This window comes from uncultured Brachyspira sp., from assembly GCF_944388875.1.
GTDB lineage: Bacteria > Spirochaetota > Brachyspiria > Brachyspirales > Brachyspiraceae > Brachyspira.
Window position 1 is genome coordinate 243,248 of the sequence record NZ_CALXKQ010000002.1, and the last position, 20,816, is coordinate 264,063.

At 27.3% G+C, this 20,816-nt stretch carries 20 protein-coding genes; all 20 read right to left on the minus strand.

The genetic code is table 11. The features are described from left to right. Window positions 1-18: 18 nt before the first annotated feature. A complete protein-coding gene (gene cysS / locus Q0J69_RS03380; RefSeq protein ID WP_297204324.1) occupies window positions 19-1,437 on the minus strand; it encodes a cysteine--tRNA ligase in 1,419 nt (472 codons plus the stop codon). 297 nt (window positions 1,438-1,734) lie between these two features. Then, window positions 1,735-2,307, minus strand: coding sequence for a hypothetical protein (locus Q0J69_RS03385; RefSeq protein ID WP_297204325.1), 573 nt, complete (start codon window positions 2,305-2,307; stop codon window positions 1,735-1,737). A 100-nt stretch (window positions 2,308-2,407) separates the two neighbouring features. Further along, window positions 2,408-3,271, minus strand: coding sequence for an alpha/beta hydrolase fold domain-containing protein (locus Q0J69_RS03390; RefSeq protein ID WP_297204326.1), 864 nt, complete (start codon window positions 3,269-3,271; stop codon window positions 2,408-2,410). A gap of 138 nt (window positions 3,272-3,409) precedes the next feature. Further along, on the minus strand, window positions 3,410-5,533 hold the full coding sequence (ftsH, locus tag Q0J69_RS03395) for an ATP-dependent zinc metalloprotease FtsH (protein WP_297204327.1): 2,124 nt from the start codon (window positions 5,531-5,533) through the stop codon (window positions 3,410-3,412). A 52-nt stretch (window positions 5,534-5,585) separates the two neighbouring features. Next, a complete protein-coding gene (locus Q0J69_RS03400) occupies window positions 5,586-6,269 on the minus strand; it encodes an NlpC/P60 family protein (RefSeq protein ID WP_297204328.1) in 684 nt (227 codons plus the stop codon). Window positions 6,270-6,348: 79 nt separating this feature from the next. Further along, on the minus strand, window positions 6,349-6,957 hold the full coding sequence (locus Q0J69_RS03405; protein WP_297204329.1) for an NlpC/P60 family protein: 609 nt from the start codon (window positions 6,955-6,957) through the stop codon (window positions 6,349-6,351). 66 nt (window positions 6,958-7,023) lie between these two features. Next, window positions 7,024-7,593 carry a DUF4390 domain-containing protein gene (locus tag Q0J69_RS03410; RefSeq protein ID WP_297204330.1) on the minus strand — a complete coding sequence of 190 codons (570 nt, stop codon included), beginning with the start codon at window positions 7,591-7,593 and terminating at the stop codon, window positions 7,024-7,026. 59 nt (window positions 7,594-7,652) lie between these two features. Beyond that, complete coding sequence (locus Q0J69_RS03415) at window positions 7,653-8,663, minus strand: hypothetical protein (protein WP_297204352.1); 1,011 nt, start codon at window positions 8,661-8,663, stop codon at window positions 7,653-7,655. 126 nt (window positions 8,664-8,789) lie between these two features. Then, complete coding sequence (locus Q0J69_RS03420; RefSeq protein WP_297204331.1) at window positions 8,790-9,344, minus strand: class IV adenylate cyclase; 555 nt, start codon at window positions 9,342-9,344, stop codon at window positions 8,790-8,792. A 37-nt stretch (window positions 9,345-9,381) separates the two neighbouring features. Beyond that, the gene (locus Q0J69_RS03425) at window positions 9,382-10,524 is read right to left on the minus strand and encodes a glycosyltransferase family 2 protein (RefSeq protein WP_297204332.1); all 1,143 of its coding nucleotides are present in this window, start codon (window positions 10,522-10,524) and stop codon (window positions 9,382-9,384) included. Window position 10,525: 1 nt separating this feature from the next. Beyond that, window positions 10,526-11,341, minus strand: coding sequence for a hypothetical protein (locus Q0J69_RS03430; protein WP_297204333.1), 816 nt, complete (start codon window positions 11,339-11,341; stop codon window positions 10,526-10,528). A gap of 451 nt (window positions 11,342-11,792) precedes the next feature. After that, the gene (gene mreD, locus Q0J69_RS03435) at window positions 11,793-12,332 is read right to left on the minus strand and encodes a rod shape-determining protein MreD (protein ID WP_297204335.1); all 540 of its coding nucleotides are present in this window, start codon (window positions 12,330-12,332) and stop codon (window positions 11,793-11,795) included. A gap of 9 nt (window positions 12,333-12,341) precedes the next feature. Beyond that, complete coding sequence (gene mreC / locus Q0J69_RS03440) at window positions 12,342-13,220, minus strand: rod shape-determining protein MreC (RefSeq protein WP_297204355.1); 879 nt, start codon at window positions 13,218-13,220, stop codon at window positions 12,342-12,344. 13 nt (window positions 13,221-13,233) lie between these two features. Further along, window positions 13,234-14,259: a rod shape-determining protein gene (locus Q0J69_RS03445; RefSeq protein WP_038375237.1), complete on the minus strand. Its 1,026-nt coding sequence runs from the start codon at window positions 14,257-14,259 to the stop codon at window positions 13,234-13,236. A 4-nt stretch (window positions 14,260-14,263) separates the two neighbouring features. Then, a complete protein-coding gene (locus tag Q0J69_RS03450) occupies window positions 14,264-15,202 on the minus strand; it encodes a tetratricopeptide repeat protein (RefSeq protein ID WP_297204336.1) in 939 nt (312 codons plus the stop codon). A gap of 26 nt (window positions 15,203-15,228) precedes the next feature. Next, window positions 15,229-15,654: a polymer-forming cytoskeletal protein gene (locus tag Q0J69_RS03455; RefSeq protein WP_297204337.1), complete on the minus strand. Its 426-nt coding sequence runs from the start codon at window positions 15,652-15,654 to the stop codon at window positions 15,229-15,231. A gap of 12 nt (window positions 15,655-15,666) precedes the next feature. After that, on the minus strand, window positions 15,667-16,482 hold the full coding sequence (locus Q0J69_RS03460) for a protein-glutamate O-methyltransferase CheR (RefSeq protein WP_297204338.1): 816 nt from the start codon (window positions 16,480-16,482) through the stop codon (window positions 15,667-15,669). A 44-nt stretch (window positions 16,483-16,526) separates the two neighbouring features. Next, window positions 16,527-16,943, minus strand: coding sequence for a response regulator (locus Q0J69_RS03465; protein ID WP_028330452.1), 417 nt, complete (start codon window positions 16,941-16,943; stop codon window positions 16,527-16,529). Window positions 16,944-16,949: 6 nt separating this feature from the next. Beyond that, the gene (locus tag Q0J69_RS03470; RefSeq protein WP_297204339.1) at window positions 16,950-17,417 is read right to left on the minus strand and encodes a chemotaxis protein CheX; all 468 of its coding nucleotides are present in this window, start codon (window positions 17,415-17,417) and stop codon (window positions 16,950-16,952) included. Window positions 17,418-17,668: 251 nt separating this feature from the next. Then, window positions 17,669-20,173 carry a Crp/Fnr family transcriptional regulator gene (locus tag Q0J69_RS03475; protein ID WP_297204340.1) on the minus strand — a complete coding sequence of 835 codons (2,505 nt, stop codon included), beginning with the start codon at window positions 20,171-20,173 and terminating at the stop codon, window positions 17,669-17,671. Window positions 20,174-20,816: the final 643 nt, after the last annotated feature.

Here is a 20,816-nt window from a genome sequence, read left to right on the forward strand (position 1 = left end):
ATAACCCTTAATTTTTATTTATTTTCTTTTCCATTTAACACCCTGAGGAGTATCCATTATCTCTATACCCATAGCCAATAATTCATTACGTATTTCATCGGCCTTTTGATAATTTTTATCCTTTTTAGCGAGTGTACGCTCTTCTATTAATTTATTTATTTTCTCTTCGTCTTTGTCTATGCTTTCATTATCTCCAATTTTAAAACAATTTATAACATTATTTACTCTCTCTATGAATTTTAATATTTTATCTCTAGTATCATTATTAATAGAATTAAAAGATGTATTTATAGTTTTTACAAGTGTAAATAATACTCCCAATGCTTCTGATATATTTAAATCATTATAAATAGAATCCGAAAACTTATCATTGGCATTCTCTAATTCTTTTAACACATTTTCATTAATTTCATTTGATTCATTTTTATTTATATCTTTTAATCTGAATATTAAGTCATTAACTCTGTCAATAGCACTTTGAGATTGCTTAATTCCTTCTATAGTGAAGTTTAATTGTTTTCTATAATGTGAGTTTATAAGAGAGTATCTTATAGCTTCGGGGGAAAGTCCTTTATCAAGCAAATCTCTCAAAGTGTAGAAATTTCCTTTAGATTTAGACATCTTTTCACCATCAACTATTAAATGCTCGCAGTGAAGCCAATAATTAACAAATTTTTCATTAAAAGCAGCTTCATTTTGTGCAATCTCATTTTCATGGTGAGGAAATTTATTATCCACTCCTCCAGTATGTATATCAAAATGCTTGCCTAAATATTTGCAGCTCATAGCAGAACATTCTATATGCCACCCAGGTCTTCCTTTTCCAAATGGTGAATCCCAATATACATTTCCATCCTCTTCTGTATACGCTTTCCAAAGTACAAAATCGCTTGCATTTTCTTTATCATATTCATCATTAAGTACGCGTCCTGAAGCTCCTTCCTTTAATTCCTGCTTATCCAAATTAGCAAGCTCTCCGTATTCTGGAAATGTGCTTATTTTAAAATAAACAGAACCATCAGCTTCATAAGTATGTCCGTTTTTTTTAAGAAGTTCTATAATTTCAATCATTTCTTTTATATGATCTGTTGCTGCTGGATTTACGGATGCTTTTTTGATACCTAATGTTTTTATATCTTCAAAGAATGCCTCTTTATATTTTTTAGTATAATCATTTAATGAAATATGATTTTCTTTAGAATTTTTTATAGTTTTATCATCAACGTCCGTTAAATTCATTATTAATTTTACATTATATCCATAATCTTCTAATACCCTTCTAAGCAAATCGCTGAATATATATGCTCTGAAATTTCCTATATGTGCATAATTATATACTGTAGGTCCGCATGAATACATACCAACTTCATTAGGGTTAATCGGCTTGAATACTTCTTTTTCTCTAGTTAATGAATTGTAAAATATTATCTCTTTCATATATATAAAATTATTCCTTAAAATATTATTTACATTTTACTTAAAAGACTTTATTTGTCAAGATTTAATATGTATTTTTTGCATATAATAAAAATAAAAAATCCCTCTTAGTACTAAGAGGGATTAGATTGTTTTCTAAATATAATACTTAATAATAAAAAAACTTATATATTTTTATTTTTTCTTATTACAACAGTAGCCTGACTTTTATATTTAGATATTAAACTTTTCAGGTCTTTTTTCTCCTTTTCTTCTGTTTTTGCCATTATTTAATTCCTCCTTGAATAATGAATAATGTTAGAAGTCGCCATCTCTCCATACTTTGAAGTCTGGATAGTCTAGCTTTTTGGATTTATCTTCATACCATTTGCAAACTGCAGCTGACATGTTAATAACATAGAAATTAAACTCCGTTTTCCATCCGTCATTTTTAAATTGTGCAAAAGATGGTATAAATTTATTGTTAATAGATTCATATATGTTTTTTTGTTCTTTTTCTGTAGGTATATTATTGTCTTTGATTGCTATTCTTAATATTAAATGAATTGACATGCATGATAGGGTAGAGGTTACTTTACTGTATTCATTAAATATTTCATCTGTAGTAAAATTTGCAGATAAAGTATCCATCCACATTTTTATTATATTTCCTAGTGCTTCAAGCTGTTCTGGAGTAGCATTTTTATCTGTAACTATTTTTTCATAATTTTCTGCTAACTGCATAAAAGTCATAGTGGAATTATCATCAGATATAGATATATCAGCCACATCATCTATCTGCATAGATTGTATCATTGTCTGAGCATTGGCTTTATTTACATTGATTAAAATAAATATAATTGATAATAAAATACAAAAGCACTTTTTCATAATAAATATCCATATTCATTTTGTTTATTTATTATCGTCATTAATGATTTTATCAATACACTTATTTTTTATATATGAAATTGTAAAAATTAATATAGTATTAATTATCTAATGTTTTAATCCATTTGAACACTTGTCCGAATATATTTTCGCTGTCCATAGCCTCAAAAAATATTCCATTGACTAAATCATTATGATATATTTTTTTATTATGGAAAATAATGCACTGTGCTAAATTATTATTGAAGCTGTTGATTTTATTAGAAAAATTAATGGCATTTTCCACTTCGCATACAGGATCAATTTCAGAATGAACGCATAACACCTTAGTTTTTTCTGTTCCGTCAATATGACAATAAGGATTTGCTAAATCTCTGTTATAGTCTTTTTCAAATAATTTATCAAGCATAGGAGATATTCTTTTATTGGTGCATACATTCAAATCTATAGGTCCTCCTAAAGATACATATCCTTTGAATATATTCGAGTTTATATTATATTTTTTGTGCATTTCTTTATTGTATACTAATAAAGCCCCTAAATGAGCCCCAGCAGATGAACCCATAACTACTATATTTGAATAATCAATATTTTTCTCTTTTAATACATTTAATGCCTTATTAAAACCTTCAAATATATCTTCTATTTGACTTGGATATCTATATTTAGGAGCAAGTCTGTAACCCAAAGATATGCAGTAAAAACCTTCTTTTGCTATACGTCTTCCTACGAATCTGTATAAATCAGCATTCCCTTCTTTCCAGCCTCCTCCATGTATATAAAATATTAAATATTTTGATTGTTCTGATTTTGGTGCAAAATATAATATATACTCTTCTTTTACTTTTCCGTATTTAATTTTTTCAGGCTTTATCTTTTTATCTGCTTTAATGAAATTTATAGCCATGCTGGGATAGGTTAAGTATTCGCCTATCATATTTTTAGATCTTTTTTTCTCATCCATAATAGATTCCTTGTAAAGGATATATCATAAATTATAGTAAAATAATATAGGTTTGTCAAAATTATTTATTTATTTTTAAAATAAAAATGCTGCAGTATAATTTCTATATCTGCAGCATTTATTATAAAATATTATTTTTTATTCTTCTGTATTCTTTCTTTTTCTAGGCGAAGGAACTTTTTTTGCAGTTGTTCTTTTGCTTGTTTTTTCTTCTGCCTCATTCTCTTCTTTTATATGCAATTCTTTTTTAAGGGGCTTAATAGGTGTACTAAATACCTCATCTTTAACACTTTTAACCTCTCCTTCCTGATAAGCTGAAGGGTCCTCAAGCTCGTCAGTTCCCCTTTTAGGGTCTTTACCAGCATAAACCAATTTATCTTTAACTTTATCAAGTTTTACTTCGCATATTCTCTCTATATCTTCTAAATCAAGAGATTCCTTCTCAAATAATTCTCTTGATAAAGCCTCAAATTTATCAGCATTCTCAGCTATTAATCTTTTAGTTCTTTCATAAGCCTTCATTACAAACTTATGAACTTCTTCATCTATTTTCTGTGCTGTTTCTTCACTGTAGTCCTTATGTCTTGCTATCTCTTTACCTAAGAATATAGGCTGTTCTTTTTGTCCGAATGATATAGGACCAAGTCTGCTCATACCCCATTCGCATACCATTCTCCTTGCAAGCTCAGTAACTCTTTCTATATCATTAGAAGCTCCAGTAGTAACAGAATCCTCACCGAATTTAAACTCTTCAGCGACACGTCCTCCAAGAAGCAATGACATCTCATCAATAGCTTTTTTTCTCTGAAGCGTATATCTTCCATCAGGAGGCAGAGTCCAAGTAGCACCTAAACTTCTTCCTCTAGGAACTATAGTAACTTTATGCAAAGCATCAGTATTTTGAAGAAGTACTGCCATCAAAGTATGTCCTGCTTCATGATATGCAGTATTTAATTTTTCTTTTTCGCTTATTAAAATACTTCTTCTTTCAGGACCCATCATAACCTTATCGCGTGCTTCTTCAAAGTCAGAAAGCTCTACTCTTGATTTATCATTTCTAGCAGCAATTAAAGCAGCTTCATTCACCATATTAGCTATATCAGCACCAGAAAAACCCGGTGTAGCTCTTGCTAAATGATACAAGTCTATAGAAGGATCATGCTGTATTTTTGAAACATGTACTTTAAATATTCCTTCTCTTCCTTTAACATCTGGCAAATCAACAACAACCTGTCTATCAAATCTTCCAGGACGCAGTAGGGCAGGGTCTAATACATCAGGTCTGTTAGTAGCCGCAAATATTATAATTCTAGTGTCAGTATTAAAACCGTCCATTTCTACAAGCATTTGGTTTAATGTCTGCTCTCTTTCATCATGTCCGCCACCGTATCCAGCACCTCTGGTTCTTCCTACAGCATCCAATTCATCTATAAATATGATACAAGGAGCAGATCTTTTTCCTTGCTCAAATAAATCTCTTACTCTTGAAGCTCCGACACCTACAAACATCTCAACAAACTCAGAACCAGACATGCTGAAAAAAGGTACATTTGCCTCTCCTGCAACAGCTTTTGCAAGTAAAGTTTTACCAGTACCCGGAGGACCTACCAAAAGTACTCCTTTAGGTATTTTAGCACCTAGTTTTGTGAACTTGCTTGCATCTTTTAAGAATTGTACAACTTCCTGAAGTTCTTCTTTAGCTTCTTTACAGCCCTCAACATCTTTGAAAGTTACTTTTACATCCTCTTTTGTTAAAAGTCTTGCTCTGCTTTTACCAAAACTCATTGCTCTGTTATTTGAACCTTGAACTTGTCTAAACATAAAAAACCAAAGCAGAAACCCTATTAAAATTATAGGGAGTAAATTTACTAGTATTATACTAAAATAACTAGGTTTTTCAGCTTCACCTCTTACAGTAACATTATTATCTATAAGGAAATTTACAAATCCGCTTGCTGTATATGGTATAAAAGAGTAGAAGTTTATTATAGTTTCTTTACCATTGACAACCTCTCTAGCTATACCGTCTTTTATATTCTGATCTACTATAGTTACTTCTTTTACTATTCCTTCTTTAACTTTTTGTACTACAGTAGAATAATCCCATTCTTGTGCTTTTACCTGCGGAGATTTTTGGAAATACATTATAGCCATAAATATAACCATAACTAAAAGCAGTATTATTATTATCTGATTTCCAACCCCGCCGCCGCCTGACTGAGGCATTGGTGATTTTCTATTATTTTTACCTTTTTTACTCATATAATGCTATTCTCCAAATTTAAAATTGTCTTTATTTATAAAATATCTTTAACTAATTTTCAGGTATATCTAAAATAGTTCCGTAACTATTAAAACATTGAGAAGCAAGCGATTTAATTCCTCCTCCTCTTCTCAAATAACTATTTATTATTTTACCATCTTTTTTGGCCATATCAGGATATTTTAAATTCATATAACCTAATATAAGTCCTTTGCTTGTAGAAGAATGAATATATGTTATAGTATCATCTTCTTTATTAACATCTATTACTATACCAGCATGCGTAAGTTTTTTAGTGTCTGATGTGGTTCTATCAAACATCACTATGTCGCCTGCATTAGGCAGTGCTTCATTATACACCTTTTTATATTTAGATAAAGTGGCATATATAATTTTTACGCCGCCTGAATCCATAACAGCTTGTTTTTCAAATACTGCTATATTAGAAGTCCAATAAACAGCAGCTATAAATCCTGAACAATCAAACTTAAAAGTTTTTTTCTCTTTTGTAACAGGATGTGTTAATGTAACTTGTTCATTATATTTATATTGTTTTTCTAAATAAAATTTAGCCCACTTTATTATATCTCTTCTAACCTGCCTTTTTTGTATATCCGTTATTTCAACACCGCTTTCTCTAAGCTCTGACTGGTACTCTTTATCATATCCGTAAGTTTGAGCAAATATAAATGAAGATGTAAATATTGTTAATAATATAGTAATACAAAAACGCATAAAACACTCTTACAATAGAAAATTATTTTATAAGATATCAGCAAAAAGTCAAGACGATTTACAATATTCTTATTTTTATTTAATTCGGCTTTTCAAAAATAGTACCATAACTATTAAAGCAATATGAAGCAAGAGAATCTGTTCCGTTTGCTCTGCTTCCTCTTCTAAGATAGCTATTAATTACTTTTCCGTCTTTTCTAGCTAGTTCTGGGTACTTTAAATTCATATATCCTAGTATAGTACCCTTACTGGTTGTAGCATGTATATATGTAATCGTTTCATCTTCATCAATATCTATCACTATTCCTGAATGCGTAAGTTTTTTATTCGGTGATGTAGTTTTATCAAAAAATATTATATCACCTATATTCGGAAGAACATTTTTATATGTTTTATTTTCTTTTGACAATATATAATATATATTTTCAGTTGAGCCTGAAAGTTTTATACTAGGATTTTCAATAGCTGTCCAATAAACGGCTGATACAAATCCAGAACAGTCAAAATTAACTTTCTTTTTTTCTTTAGTAAATGGATTAATAATAGTATCGCTTTGATTATATTTATAATGTTTATTTAAATAAAAATTAGCCCATTTAACTATTTCTTTTCTTGTATCTTCTTGGCAGAATAATTGCTGTAAAAATGATGATAATATTATGAATAAGACAGCAATATAAAAACGCATTATACAACCTCCAAGATTTAAAATTGATTTTTTTATATAAATCGGATTTTTAATTATAAATAATAGTTACATATTATTGTAATACAATTCTTTTATGCTAAATTCATCTGATTTTAACCATTTTATCCTGTATTGTATTGGGGTTATTATATTAAAGAATACTGATAAGTATGGATAAGCATTTTGAAATTGTATAGACAATCTTGTTCTAAATATGTATTTATTATTGCTGTTTAATTTATTTGCATTTACTATTTCTATTTTATTTAACTGATAAATATTTTTCATTAAATTGTTAAGATTTGTATTTCTTGTTTCTCTCATAGTTTCTGAATTTAATACAACATATTCTTTTGTAAAAAAATCATAGTATATTTTTCTGTATAAATATATTTCTCTTATATTTTCATCAATAAGAAAATTTTTTTTAACTAAATCTATTCTGAAATTAAAAAATACTATAATACCATTATCTATATACCTTTCTATATTTTCATAAACTAAATCATTTTTTCCCATATACACATCAGCATATAATATGTCATTGTATATATATCCTCTTAAAAAATGAAGCCTCAATTCATAAGAATACAGAGATGATGATATAATTATAAATATAATAAATACAAGTTTCATAATTTTTATATGTTACATTTTTTATTTAAGTATATATTTCTAAATTAATAAGTCAAGAATTATAAATATAAACTTATATCCATTCCTATCTTGCTTTCCATTTTTTTATGTGAATATAATTGCTTAGAAGCAGCATAATCATATTTAAGTCCTATTATTACTCTATAAATTTCAATACCTAATCCTACTGATATGACAGGACTCCATCTTATATAGCTATCCCTTATAAAATAGCTTCCATTATCCATATTTCTAATTACATCATTTATCTTGTCATGATTTAATCCAAAATGAAGTCCAGTAATGAAACTTATCTCTCCCCATATAGGAACTCTTAAATCCATACCTGTAAATACATTGAATAAGTTTACAATGTTTGACTTATCAAATCCCATTATGGCAAAGGTCATTCCTCCGTAAAATGTAAACCATCCATATTTATAATATACTGATGTGTGTATTTGCTCAAAACCAGAATCCATAAAATCTTCTTTTTCTCTGTCATATAATGATGAATCTCCAAGTATGTCGCCGCTTATATGCGAACATATATGTCTTAATGGGGTAAATCTAAATTTTAATTTATTATCATAAATATAATCAAAAAATACCTCTACCTGCATATATGTTCCATACATTAAACTTTGTCCATAATATTGGTAGTATCCATTTTTATACTTTGAAAGAAAAAAATGTGTTAAGTATCCTATTCCTATTTTGAATCTATGTTTATCTTTATAATTAAATGCTATAGGTGTTATCTCTGTTGCAAGGGTAGGCTGATAAAAGAAATCCATTTTGTCAAAATTAAAATTTCTATTGGGGTACATTTCTTTTGCATTTAACACTTCTCCTATCCAAAATCTTGTGCTGTAGGCATTAGGATCAGTCCAGCCTGAAAAATATCTGTCGGTTTTATAGTTTTTTAGAGGATTGAATTCCCATTGTGTTTTTACTTTTTCGTCGTAATTATCCATTTTCTCTTTTAATGAGCTATTATTGGTTTCTTGTCCGTAAATAACTATATTAAAAGATACAAATATGGCTATTATTTTTAGTACAATTTTCATAAACATTATATGAAGCATTATATTTATATTTTTTATTATTGTCAATAGTATTTTTTTCATTTATAAAAAAATGTGTTTTCATTATAAAAATGTATTATTGTGTTTGTGTTGTAAAATTTTTTAAAATTATATTCTATTTTTTGAAAGCAAATTTATATAGGCTTCAGTTTCTATATCTTTTTCAGATATTCCTATATCATTTAATATATATTTTAATTGAGATACTTGATTTTCTACTGTTTCATTTGAGTTTAAGAATTCAATTTCTATAAAGCTGCCTAGATTTTTTATTTTTGATACTTCTACTAAAGCATTTTTATATATGAAAGCATATCCTTTTTTTTCTTTGCGTACATATTCTCTATATTTTTGCAGCTGGGATAAAAAATTAATTATAAATCTTGCCTTTTTCTTTGTTGTTTTTATTTCTATTTCATCATTAACTTCCACACCATCAATTAATGTTCTCTCTTTTGTACAGAAAGTGTATCCTCCATGTTCCATTCTAAGTCTTATGCAGTCGCTTGTTTTTATATTACCATGTTTTATATCATTTTCTCTAGCATAATATATATCTTTTTTAAAATATTTTTTTTTAAATTTGGCATTTTTATACAGGAAATTTAATACAGAGTCGAAATCTCTTACATAAGCTTTTATTTCTATTTCAGAATTACCCATCTGCTTAATATACATGAAATTTTAAAAATTGTCAAAATTAAGAATTTATATATTTTAATATTTTTTTTCTTAAAGAATCCCGTACATTCCTTATTGGTATAAACCAAACTATTTTATTGACTAAGGTATTAATTATTTTATTTTTTTTATTCAAATCTTTATTTAGATTATCAACATATATGTTTATATCATCTAATATCTTTTTATATAAAATATAATTTTTGTATTCTTTATTTAATTTTATTATTTGGTATTGAGCATAGGCAATTTCTCCTGATATTTCTTTTTCCAAAGTTATTTGATTTGTAAAATCATATAAATATTTATACAAATCATCTTTATAAATATTCATATTAAATGTTGATAATACAGTATAAAATGTTTTAGCATACAAATATTTTGTAGGTTCTGCTTTTTGTTTTTTATAAAATTCTATAGAATTGAGCATTAATGATATTGTATCAATAAAAAAATTTACATTTTTTTTTATAGCATTTGATGTTATGGAACCATTCCATTTTCTATGATAATAAACAGCTTTATGATTGTATGATGTTTTTTTATTAACTAATAATATTCTTTGATATAATTCACTATCTTCAGATCCTGATTTTATATTCATAAAAAATAAATCATTTTTTATTAAAAAATCTTTTTTATATATTTTATTCCATGCAAATACAGTCATATATTCTAGAGTTCCTCCTTTTTCATTTTCTATACTAATATTAGATTTTCCTTTTCCTTCTATAAGCTTAAGATCACAATTAAAATCAGCATTTTTTGCTTTTTCTATATTTTCTCCGAATACTACTATATTTAATGTGCTTGTTATATCTGAATTATATTTTTTAGCAGTACCATATAATGTTTCTATAAAATCGTTAGAAATATAATCATCAGGATCTATGAATGAAATGTATTCTCCTTTAGCATTTTTTATTCCAACATTTCTAGTAGGACCAGATCCAATATTTTTTTCATTTGTGAATACTATTACTCTATTGTCTTTTTTGGCATATTCTTCTAATATTTGAGGACTATTATCGGTAGAACAGTCATCTATGCAAATAATTTCTATTTCTTTAAGTGTTTGATTTATAACTGAATCCAAACACTCTTTTAAATAAGGTTCTACATTATACACAGGTATAATTACACTAACTTTTATATTATTCATTTTAATTATCCATTATTTTTTGTAACATACATTTTAAATTTTCTAATGATTCTTTGTAAAGCATATTAGAATATTCAAATATTATTTTAGATTTTTGCTGATATTCATCATTAGACATATTAATAGCATATTTAATATTTTCTATTAACTTATCAATACTATCATATAATAAAGCATTTTCTTCATTAAATCCATATCTATTTGAAAAAAAACTATGTATTATAGGTACTTTTCCAAACCCATATATTAGCTGAAATGTACCTGAAATATCTTCTAAAAATCTTTTATGTTCTTCTATATTTGGATCCAACATAGGAAGTATAAAATCTGATTCTTGTACTTTTTTATATAATGTTTGATAATCTAAATATCCAGTAAAGTTTATATATTGTTCATATCCTGAGATATCAATATTTAATTGGTCTATTCTTCCAACTAATGTTAAATTAAAATTATTTATTCCTGTATCTATTATTTGTTTGATTGATGTAATTAATAATTGAATATTTTTTAAACTATTTTTTTCTCTGGAAAATAAAGATAGATTAGTAATTTTGTTTTTATCCTTACTTATTTTATTAAAATAAAAATGAGGATTAATATACATAGAACAAAAATTATTTGGTAATAGTGTAACAACTCTATTCCTGTCTATATTTCTTTCAAAATCATAAAAAGCGTTATGTTCTACACATATGTATTTATCAAGATTGTCTAGTATTTTTTTATTATAAATAAATAAAGACTGTTTTGTATTTTTATAAGGGAATACATAGGTGTTAAAAAAAACAATTTTATATTTTTTGATTACAGGCATAGTTAATATATTATCAATTATTTCTGATTGATTAAATGAAAATAAGTTATTTATATTTTTTAAGTTGTAACTTGATAATACTTTATCTTTAAATAGTGATGAATTTATTAAAACATCTATATTATAGTTTAAATCCTGAAAATATTTTATAAATCCAGGTAAAGTTTCTCCGTGATATGGATTAAATTCTACTATTAGGACAGAATTTTTTTTTTTATTTTATGTTTAATAAATTTTTCATATTTATTTTTTTTTAATGTAATTTTTATTCCAAAGATATAAATTATTGTATATTTTTCTTCCGATTTATACGAGAAAAAATTTTTTATCATATATTTTCCTTTATTGAAAAAATAATTGATATATTATTTTTTAGAATAATATATAATATTTTAATTATAAAGTCAATAATTTGTTAAGATAAAATACATTTTTGTCTATACTTTTTTTATTATTCTACATATTCTTTAGTGCTGTCATCAACATGTATGCCTTGTTTATCATAAATTAAAGGTGCTGCTTTTTCAAATACTATAAATAATGGCGAAGATAGTATAACAGTTAATGGAAGCCCTACAAGCAGTTCCGCTCTTATTAAAACAGCAACATTTGAAAGATCAGAATATATTGATGTAACTAAAAATAATGCTATAACTTTTATTAAATATCCAACTAAAGTTACAAATATTCCAGCAGCAATTTGTTTTATAAATATTCGGCTGTTAAAGAAGCCTACAAAAAAACCAATATTCAAAAATATTATAGCATAAGAACCAAAAGTGGCACTAGATACTATATCCTGAAGAATACCTATTACAAATCCATATATCATGCCGTCAAATGAACCATATCTGAATGCTATAAAAGATAAAAATATTAGAAGCAGATCAGGTTTTGCACCAAGCGATACTCTTATCAGATCATAAGCAGGAGATGACTGTATTAAAAGCAAAATAAGTGAAGTTACAATAACAGTAATAGCTCTTTTCATTTTTTACTCCTATCTATTATTCTGCTCATTAGTATACTGATCATCTTCATTGGCAAGCATAATAATTTCTTGGTCTGGTATTTTCTTTATTACATAAACATTTTCTAAAGTAGAAAAGTCTACAGAAGGCTCAACATAAAGGTCATGGAAAAGTCCGTAGTTTTTCTTTTCAACTTTGAATATTGTGCCAACTAATATTCCTTTTGGGAAAACACCTCCCATACCGCTTGTAACCACTCTTTCACCTTCTTCAACATCCATCTGCAAATCTATATACTGCAAATGTGTTTGAGTTGATCTTGGACTTTGACCAACCATTATTCCAGTAGTTCTAGAACTTTCAAGCATTACAGATATTTGAGATCTTTGATCAACCAGTGAAAGTATTCGGCTGTTATATCTTCTCACTTCAACAACCTTTCCAACTAGTCCTTTATATCCATTTTGATATGATATAACAGGCATTCCTACAACTATTCCATGTGCACTGCCTTTATTTATAACTATGGTAGTGTAGAAGTTCTGAGGATCTTTAGATACAATTTCAGCATACTCTAAAGGATATTCATCTGTAGGAGCTTCATTTAATAATCCTCTTAGTCTTTCATTTTCTGCACTTAATTGCTCATATTCCAAAGCCGCACCGCTTAATTCTGCTATTCTGTCTTTTAATATCTGCACTTGACTTTGTAAAGTAAATATATCAGTAATGCTGGTATAAAGATAAACAAATGCCCTTGATATGCTTTTTGTTGCACTTTGAATAGGGTAGACACCGAGTGCATAAATTGATTTTATATCAAATACAAAATTACTTCTGTTAAGCACCATAAACATAGCCGCTATTAGATTCAGCGTTATATATAGTATAAGAATTTTATGCTTTATAAAAGTTTTCACGTTATGAGTATCGTCTATAATTCTTTAAATTTTTAGTTTCTTCTATAAATTTTCCGCATCCTATAGCCACGCAAGTAAGAGGACTTTCAGCAAGAATTACAGGCACCCCCGTTTCCATAGAGATTAAATCAGTAAACCCCGGCAATAATGAAGTACCTCCGCTCATAACAATGCCTCTTTCTACTATATCAGCAGAAATTTCAGGCGGAGTCTGATTAAGCACAGATTTTACTGCTTCTAATATTTCTAATAATATATCGGATATAGCATCCTTTATTTCAGCACTATTTATTGTAAGAGTTTTAGGAAGTCCTGATACAGAATCGCGTCCCCTAATATCCATAGTTTTAGATATATCGCCTTTATATGCATGCCCAATATTAATTTTTATCTCTTCAGCAGTTTTTTCACCGATGTATAAGTTATGAGTTCTCTGCATGTATTTTATAATAGCATCATCAAGCTCATCTCCTCCTACACGTATAGATGCACTTCTAACCATACTTCCAAGAGAAAGTACAGCTACCTCAGTAGTACCTCCTCCTATTTCTATAATCATATTTCCATGAGGCTCATTTATAGGCATATCAGCACCAATGGCAGCAGCTCTTGCCTGTTCTATCAAAAATATTGTTCTAGCTCCTGCCTGCTCGCAGCTTTCTCTAACCGCACGCCTTTCTACTTCTGTAATGCCTGTAGGAATACCTATTGCTATTCTAGGTTTTACCAAAGTTCTTTTATTATGCACTTTATTGATAAAGTATCTTATCATCTTTTCTACTGTTTCAAAATCAGCAATAACTCCATCTCTCATAGGTCTTATTGCCGCTATAGAATTCGGAACTTTACCCAACATCTTTTTAGCATCATTTCCTACCGCTATAACATTCCCAGTACTTTTTTCTATAGCAACAACTGAAGGTTCTGCTAAAACAATTCCTTCTCCTTTTACATATACCAAAGTATTTGCTGTTCCTAAATCAATTCCCATATCACTTGAGAACATATTATATAACCAATTAAACATGTTATTATAATCTCCTTAATGCTTCTGCAGCTGGTTTATAAGAATTATTTATTTTTATAGCTTCTCTAAACATTTTAATAGCTTCGCTTTTTCTATTAGTTTCTCTATATAGTGTTCCTATACTATAATATAAATCAGGATTTTTATCATCTATCTCCAATGCCTTTTTATAAAAAAATTCGCTTTCCTTATAGAGTCCTTGTCTGAAGTATAAATTCCCCAATTTTGAATAACTTTTCACTTCCAAAGACCTATTATTAAATTTTCCATCAATAGATGATAGTATCTGTATAGCTTTAGTATAATCTTTATTTCCCTCATAAGCATTGGCAAGCTCATAATAAAGCTCCATATTTATGAACTCTCCATTATTAACATTCATTTCTTTTTCTATTGAATTTTCTAAATATTTAATAGCATCCTCATATAATCCGATTTCATAACAAATTTTGGAAAGTTCTATTGCCGTTGATGTTCTATTGTCCCCATTATTTATTGCTTCTATATAAGAATTATAAGCATCTGTATAATAAGCCTTTCCTAAACTTCTATATCCATGCCCTAATCTCTGATATATTATATATTTATTTTTAATAAAATTCCCAGTTAATAATAATTGTTTAGCATAACGTATAATATTTTCACTTGATGTTTTTATAACATCATTTTTGTCTGCCCTTATAAGTATATCATAATATAAATCTATCCCAGTTATAAGTATATTTTTATTTAAAGGATTTTTTCCGTAAAGCTCATTAAAAATAAAAGATGCGTTATTATAATCTTCTAAAGCCATGTAGTCATATATATATTTTAAACGTTTTTTTTGTATATAGTTATTTATAAAAAGATATGTAAATGCTGTAACTCCAATAACAGCAATTAAGGTTATTGCAACAATATGTAAACTAATTCTTTTTTCAACATTATATAGATAAGGCATTATTTATTATATTATCCATTTAATAATTAATTATTGTTTTCAGTATTATTATTATCGCCATTGTTATTATTATATAGAGATAGTATAGTTTCTTTAGGGTTAGTAAGAGGATCAGGAGCTACTATGCATAATCCTTCAAGTATAACCCCATTTTGTATAATAAGTTCAGGTGTTCTAATTTCTCCTAGAACTCTGCTTGTAGGCATAAGCATTACTCTGTTTTTAGCCTCTATATTTCCAATTATTATACCTTCTATAACAGCAGATACTACTTTTATATTTGATTTAACTTTTCCAGTCTGACCCACAAATACATTGTCAACCTCAAGTTTTTCACCTTCATAACAACCGTCTATTCTCAAAGTACCATTTAATGTAAATTCGCCTTTAAAATATGAGCCTTCTCCTATAATTGAATTAGACTCTGTATTTTCATTTTTTCTATTAAACATTAACTTAAACTCCTAATTTTTAGTATATACTATGGAATTGTCTATATTATTAAATTTAAATTTTGTATCAAGTCCAAACAGCGACTCACTATGCCCTATAAATAAAAAGCCATGATCATTTAATATATCATAAAATCTATTAACAGTAAGTTTAACAGATTCATTATCAAAATATATAAGCACATTTCTGCAAAAAATAACATCCATATTTGACTGACTTCCCCTATGTCTTAAATTATGGTAGTCAAAAGTAATAAGTTTTTTTATATTATTTTTAACAGAATATTCTCCAGAAGCAAGTTTATCAAAATATTTTGTTAAATACTCTTCTGGTACATTTTCTACTTTATGAGCTTCATATCTTCCTTCTTTAGCAGCAACAAGAGAGTTTAATGATAAATCGCTTGCAAAAATTTTTATATCCGACTCTCTTATTCCTGGCGTTTCTAAGCAAGTAATAGCTATAGAGTATGGTTCTTCCCCAGTAGAGCATCCTGCACTCCAAATTCTTATTTGTTCCCCTGCTCTTTTATATTTTAAAACTTCTGGTAAAACATAGCTTTTTAATAATTTAAAATTAGGTTCATTTCTAAAGAATTTAGTTAAATTTGTTGTAATATTATCCAAAAATTTTTTTAATTCTTCTTTATCAGAAGATACAAGTTTATAATAGTCCTCAACCTGTTCTATATTCTTCTCTTTCATAGAAGAAGCTATTCTAGACTCTAATATAACCTTATTTATAACATTAAAACAAATACCGCTTTCTCTATATACAAAATCTTTAAATAGATCAAATTGTCTTTCTGTTAATTTTAGTTCATTCAAAGCAAATTATTCCAATAAATCAATGAACATTATACTTAATTATCTTACTTTTTTGTAAGAACCATTTTAATACGTTCAAGAACTTTTTTCCTATCTAAAGGTTTAGTAATATAGTTTTTAGCACCAGCTAGAAGAGCTTTTTTAACCATATCTTCTTTACCTAAAGCACTAACCATAACAACTTTGGCGTTTTTATCATATTCTATTATTTTAGTTAAAGCTGTAATACCATCCATTTTAGGCATTGTAATATCCATAGTTACTAGGTCAGGTTTGTATTCCTTATACATAAGTACGCCTTCCTCTCCATTTTCAGCAGTACCAACCACATTATATTGTTCTGATACAAAAATTTGTTGTAACTGTTTAACTACAAATGCAGAGTCATCTACTATTAGAACTTTGAATGGTTTTCCAAATTCATTTATACCATCAGCTTCTTTTGTATTAATATCAGACATATTTAATTACTCCTTTTCTGATTCTACGGCAACTAATATATTAAAATCGCCTATAGAGGTATCTAGTTTTATATGAAGAAATTCCGAATCGCTTATCGAAACTTCTAAATTTTTGCTTTTCATAATAACAGGAGGGGAAATATCAACATCATATCCGTCAGTTTCCAATTTAGTAACTGAAAGTCCTGCTATTAAATTTACTAATTCCTGCAAAGTAGATAATGATAATTTATCAATATCCTTTATCTCTCTGTCATTCATTAGGGAAACTATTTTTTTTGCTGTTTCCTCTTCCATGTCTATTAAAAAGTGACCGACTATATCTTTGGATAGAGCTACTATAGCTATTAATCCTGATGCATTTAGAAAATCTCCCTTTAATGTTATATCACTCGTTTTTATACCATCTTTTATATAATTTTTCAGAATTTCATTAGATGCATCTGTAAATGGTCTTATATAATCAAGTCTCATATAATATACTCTTTACATAAATACTAAATTTTATTCCTCATTTTAACAATATATGAATTTTATTGCAAGTACAGTTCTAAAATATAGTAACTATGCTGTTAAAAATATCGAAAAAAAAATAATTTGCTTGAAATAATATTTTTTATATCTTATAAGTCATATAAAACATTTATTTTTTAATTGCGTATTATAAATATAAAAAGGGCTTGAAATTTTTATTTCCAAGCCCTTATTTATTTATTTTTTATGATTTACATCTCTTTATAAAAATCTATATGATGCTGTAATTCATCAGGCAAAGGATTTCCTGTTTTTGTAAATTTGAAGTATCTGTTTTCTAATTCTGTAGCTTTTTTAGCTCTGATATTTTTAAATCTGTTGGCTATTTCAGAGAACATAGGCTGTTTTGAAAGCTCTTCTCTTATGTTTTTAGCAAAAGGCACTTGTCTGTATAATATGCTTCTTGCAACTTTATTAAGCCTCATAATACCTTTGCTTTCATATCTAATCCATAAATTATAATCTGAAACAAAAACTTCTCTTAAGTTGTTTCTGCATTTTTTGATTTGTATTTTTAATTTTTCTTTGGCTTCATCTGAAAGATTTCTATTCTTTTTGTAGAACTGAACATAGTCGCTGTATTCTGAAGTAATAGACATTTGAGTAATATCATTCCAAGCAGGTCCTAACATAGTTTTGCATAATTCCCATCTGAATGCACCTATTGTAGGAAGCAGCAATGTTTCGATTTCCTCAGATGTAAATATAGGGAATAGGAATCTTCCTGTGCTATTTTTTTGTCTGCTTGAAAGTTCTTCCCACATTATAGCTCTTGAACCGAATGTAGGCATGAGTATTACATTAGGCAAAACCTCCTGCATAACAAGTTCTTTTTCAATATTTAATTCTTTGTTTTTATATAATACTTCTCTGTAGAAAGCTGAAAAGTCTATATCAGTAATTTCTTTTATAGATTTTTCCATGAAATCTCTTCTAATCAATGCTTTTTCAAAATCTTTAGTAATCATATCTTTATGAAGTATAGGGAAGTATATACTTACCTGTCCGTAACATAATCTATGAGTGGTTTCTATCATATTTTCTACTTCATATTCCAATCTTTTTGAAGAGCTTTCCCAATGATCTTCAAGCTGTTTATCATTTATAGTTCCGCGTTTTTTTAATTCTCTTAATGCTTCTCTATAATCCTGACCGAAACCATTAACTGAAGGCGGTTCTTCTTTATCGTATATTTTTTTAAGCCATTCATCTATGTAGAATATATTAATTTTTTTAGATTTGCTTTTGTCTTTTATTTCATAAAGATCCATTATCTGATTAGGAGTAAGCAGCTGATCATCCATATATCCGAAGTTTAAAAACATTTTTATAAGTCTGCTGTTTTCTCCGTTTATTACGACTCTTTTTGCTATTTCTCTATATATTTCAAAAAATACGCTTGTAACACCGCGTCTTATTTTTCTTACATCGTCTTCTGTACTGAATTTATCTCTTAATTTTCTAAATGCCTGCAAAGATTTCATAAAGTTTCTAGCCTTAGATTCATCAATACCAGACATATTTAGTATTTTTTGAGTAGGATTTTTTACCTCCTCAGGCAGCTGTTCAAATCCTAAAGTAACTTTTATATCATCAGAAGCATCAGGCATAGCATTTTGTTCTTCTGGTGAGAAACTTATATTTTTGGATATTCTTTTTATTATAGAGTCAATTTCTTCTGTGTCTATATTTAAATCATAATCATATTCTGTTTTTACTTTTTGGTATATATCTTTTATTATGCTTGACATAAATTTAGAATATTTAACCCAAACTTCATTATCTCTGCCCTGTTTATCCAAATCCATAGCCATTTTTGTATATTCGCTGAATAATGATTCAGATTCATTTGAAGATAAAAATAATATATTTTCTATAGCTTCAACAATTTCTGTTTTTAATAATGATGACATTTTTCTTAGACTGTCATATAACATGTGAGATGCATCTAAACTCATATTTGTATCATAAGTGAAGAATTGATTTTTAATACTTTTTGGCATAGTTAAAAATCTTCTTACATAATCAATTTCTAATTCTAGCTTTTCTGTATTTTCTATTAATTGATTTTTGTTATGCATGTAAATTTCACTATGATCAGTTCTTATAAAATCTACATCAAAAGAAGTAGGGAAGTTAAATCCTGAATTGATAGAATCATCATAAATTTCTTTATAATTTTTGAATAACTCAGATTTAACAGCTTTTGGCTTTCCTTGCTGCAAATTAAAATATATAACAGCCAAATTAGAAGTATTGATTTTAATTTCTTTATTTATTTTTTTTATTTTCACATATTCATCATAACATTTTAAAATAAAGTATGCTATAGAATGATATAAATTAGTTAAATATGCCTTATTAGTATCAAAGAAATTTTTAACATATTCTCTATTAGGTGCTTTAATAGCATACATTTCAGTATCATCTTTAGTTTTAAATGAGAACATATATTTAGAATTGCTTTTATAACTCCCTATTCCAAGAATAATATTTCTAGGTATTGTAAATAGTTTGCAGCTGTAACGCATAACTTCATTTTCATCTTCTATACCAAGAATTTCTTTTGATGATATGTATACATCAATTTCTCCATTAGTGATAATAGAAATATTCTGTACTGTCTGACCTTCATGAAATATAATACTATTTGGTTTTAATTTTAAATTTCCGTTTTCTTCAATATTTACACTCATAATTAATAACTCACTATAAAATTTTGTATTATTTTTTTAGAATACTTACAAAAGTATATATTATTTTATAAAAATATGCTAGTTTTTTTTGTTTTTCAAGCCTTTTTTATATTAATATCCGTATTTTTTGCTGTTAGATTTATAGTTTTTATTAAAAGATTTTCGGGGTACCTTATTTTTAGTATAAAATGTATTATAAATATATAAAAATATAATTGCAACACTATTTTTTTTATAAAATCACGTTAAAAGCTATTGTGTTTTTTCTGCTGCATGCTATACTAATAAAACATTGATGATAAATAAAAAACATTAATGAGAAACAAAAGGTTCTTTGACAGATATATAAGAGCGTAGATTTTTAAAAAGTGTTTTCCAACAAAAAACGGAAATCAGTATTTATAAAAATCTTCACTAGATAAAGAAAACACAATTAGATTGTGTGTCTTAGAGTAGAAACAATTAAGCGGAGCTTTACTAAAGAATTAGATAAAGAAACAGCTTTAATTAGCTAATAGTCTCATTCATGATATATTAAACTTTTTGTTCTTTCTTAATAAGAAGAAAAGGATAATATGGTCAAGTAAGTAAGGGCTTAAGGTGGATGCCTAGGCACTGGAAGGCGATGAAGGTCGTGACAAGC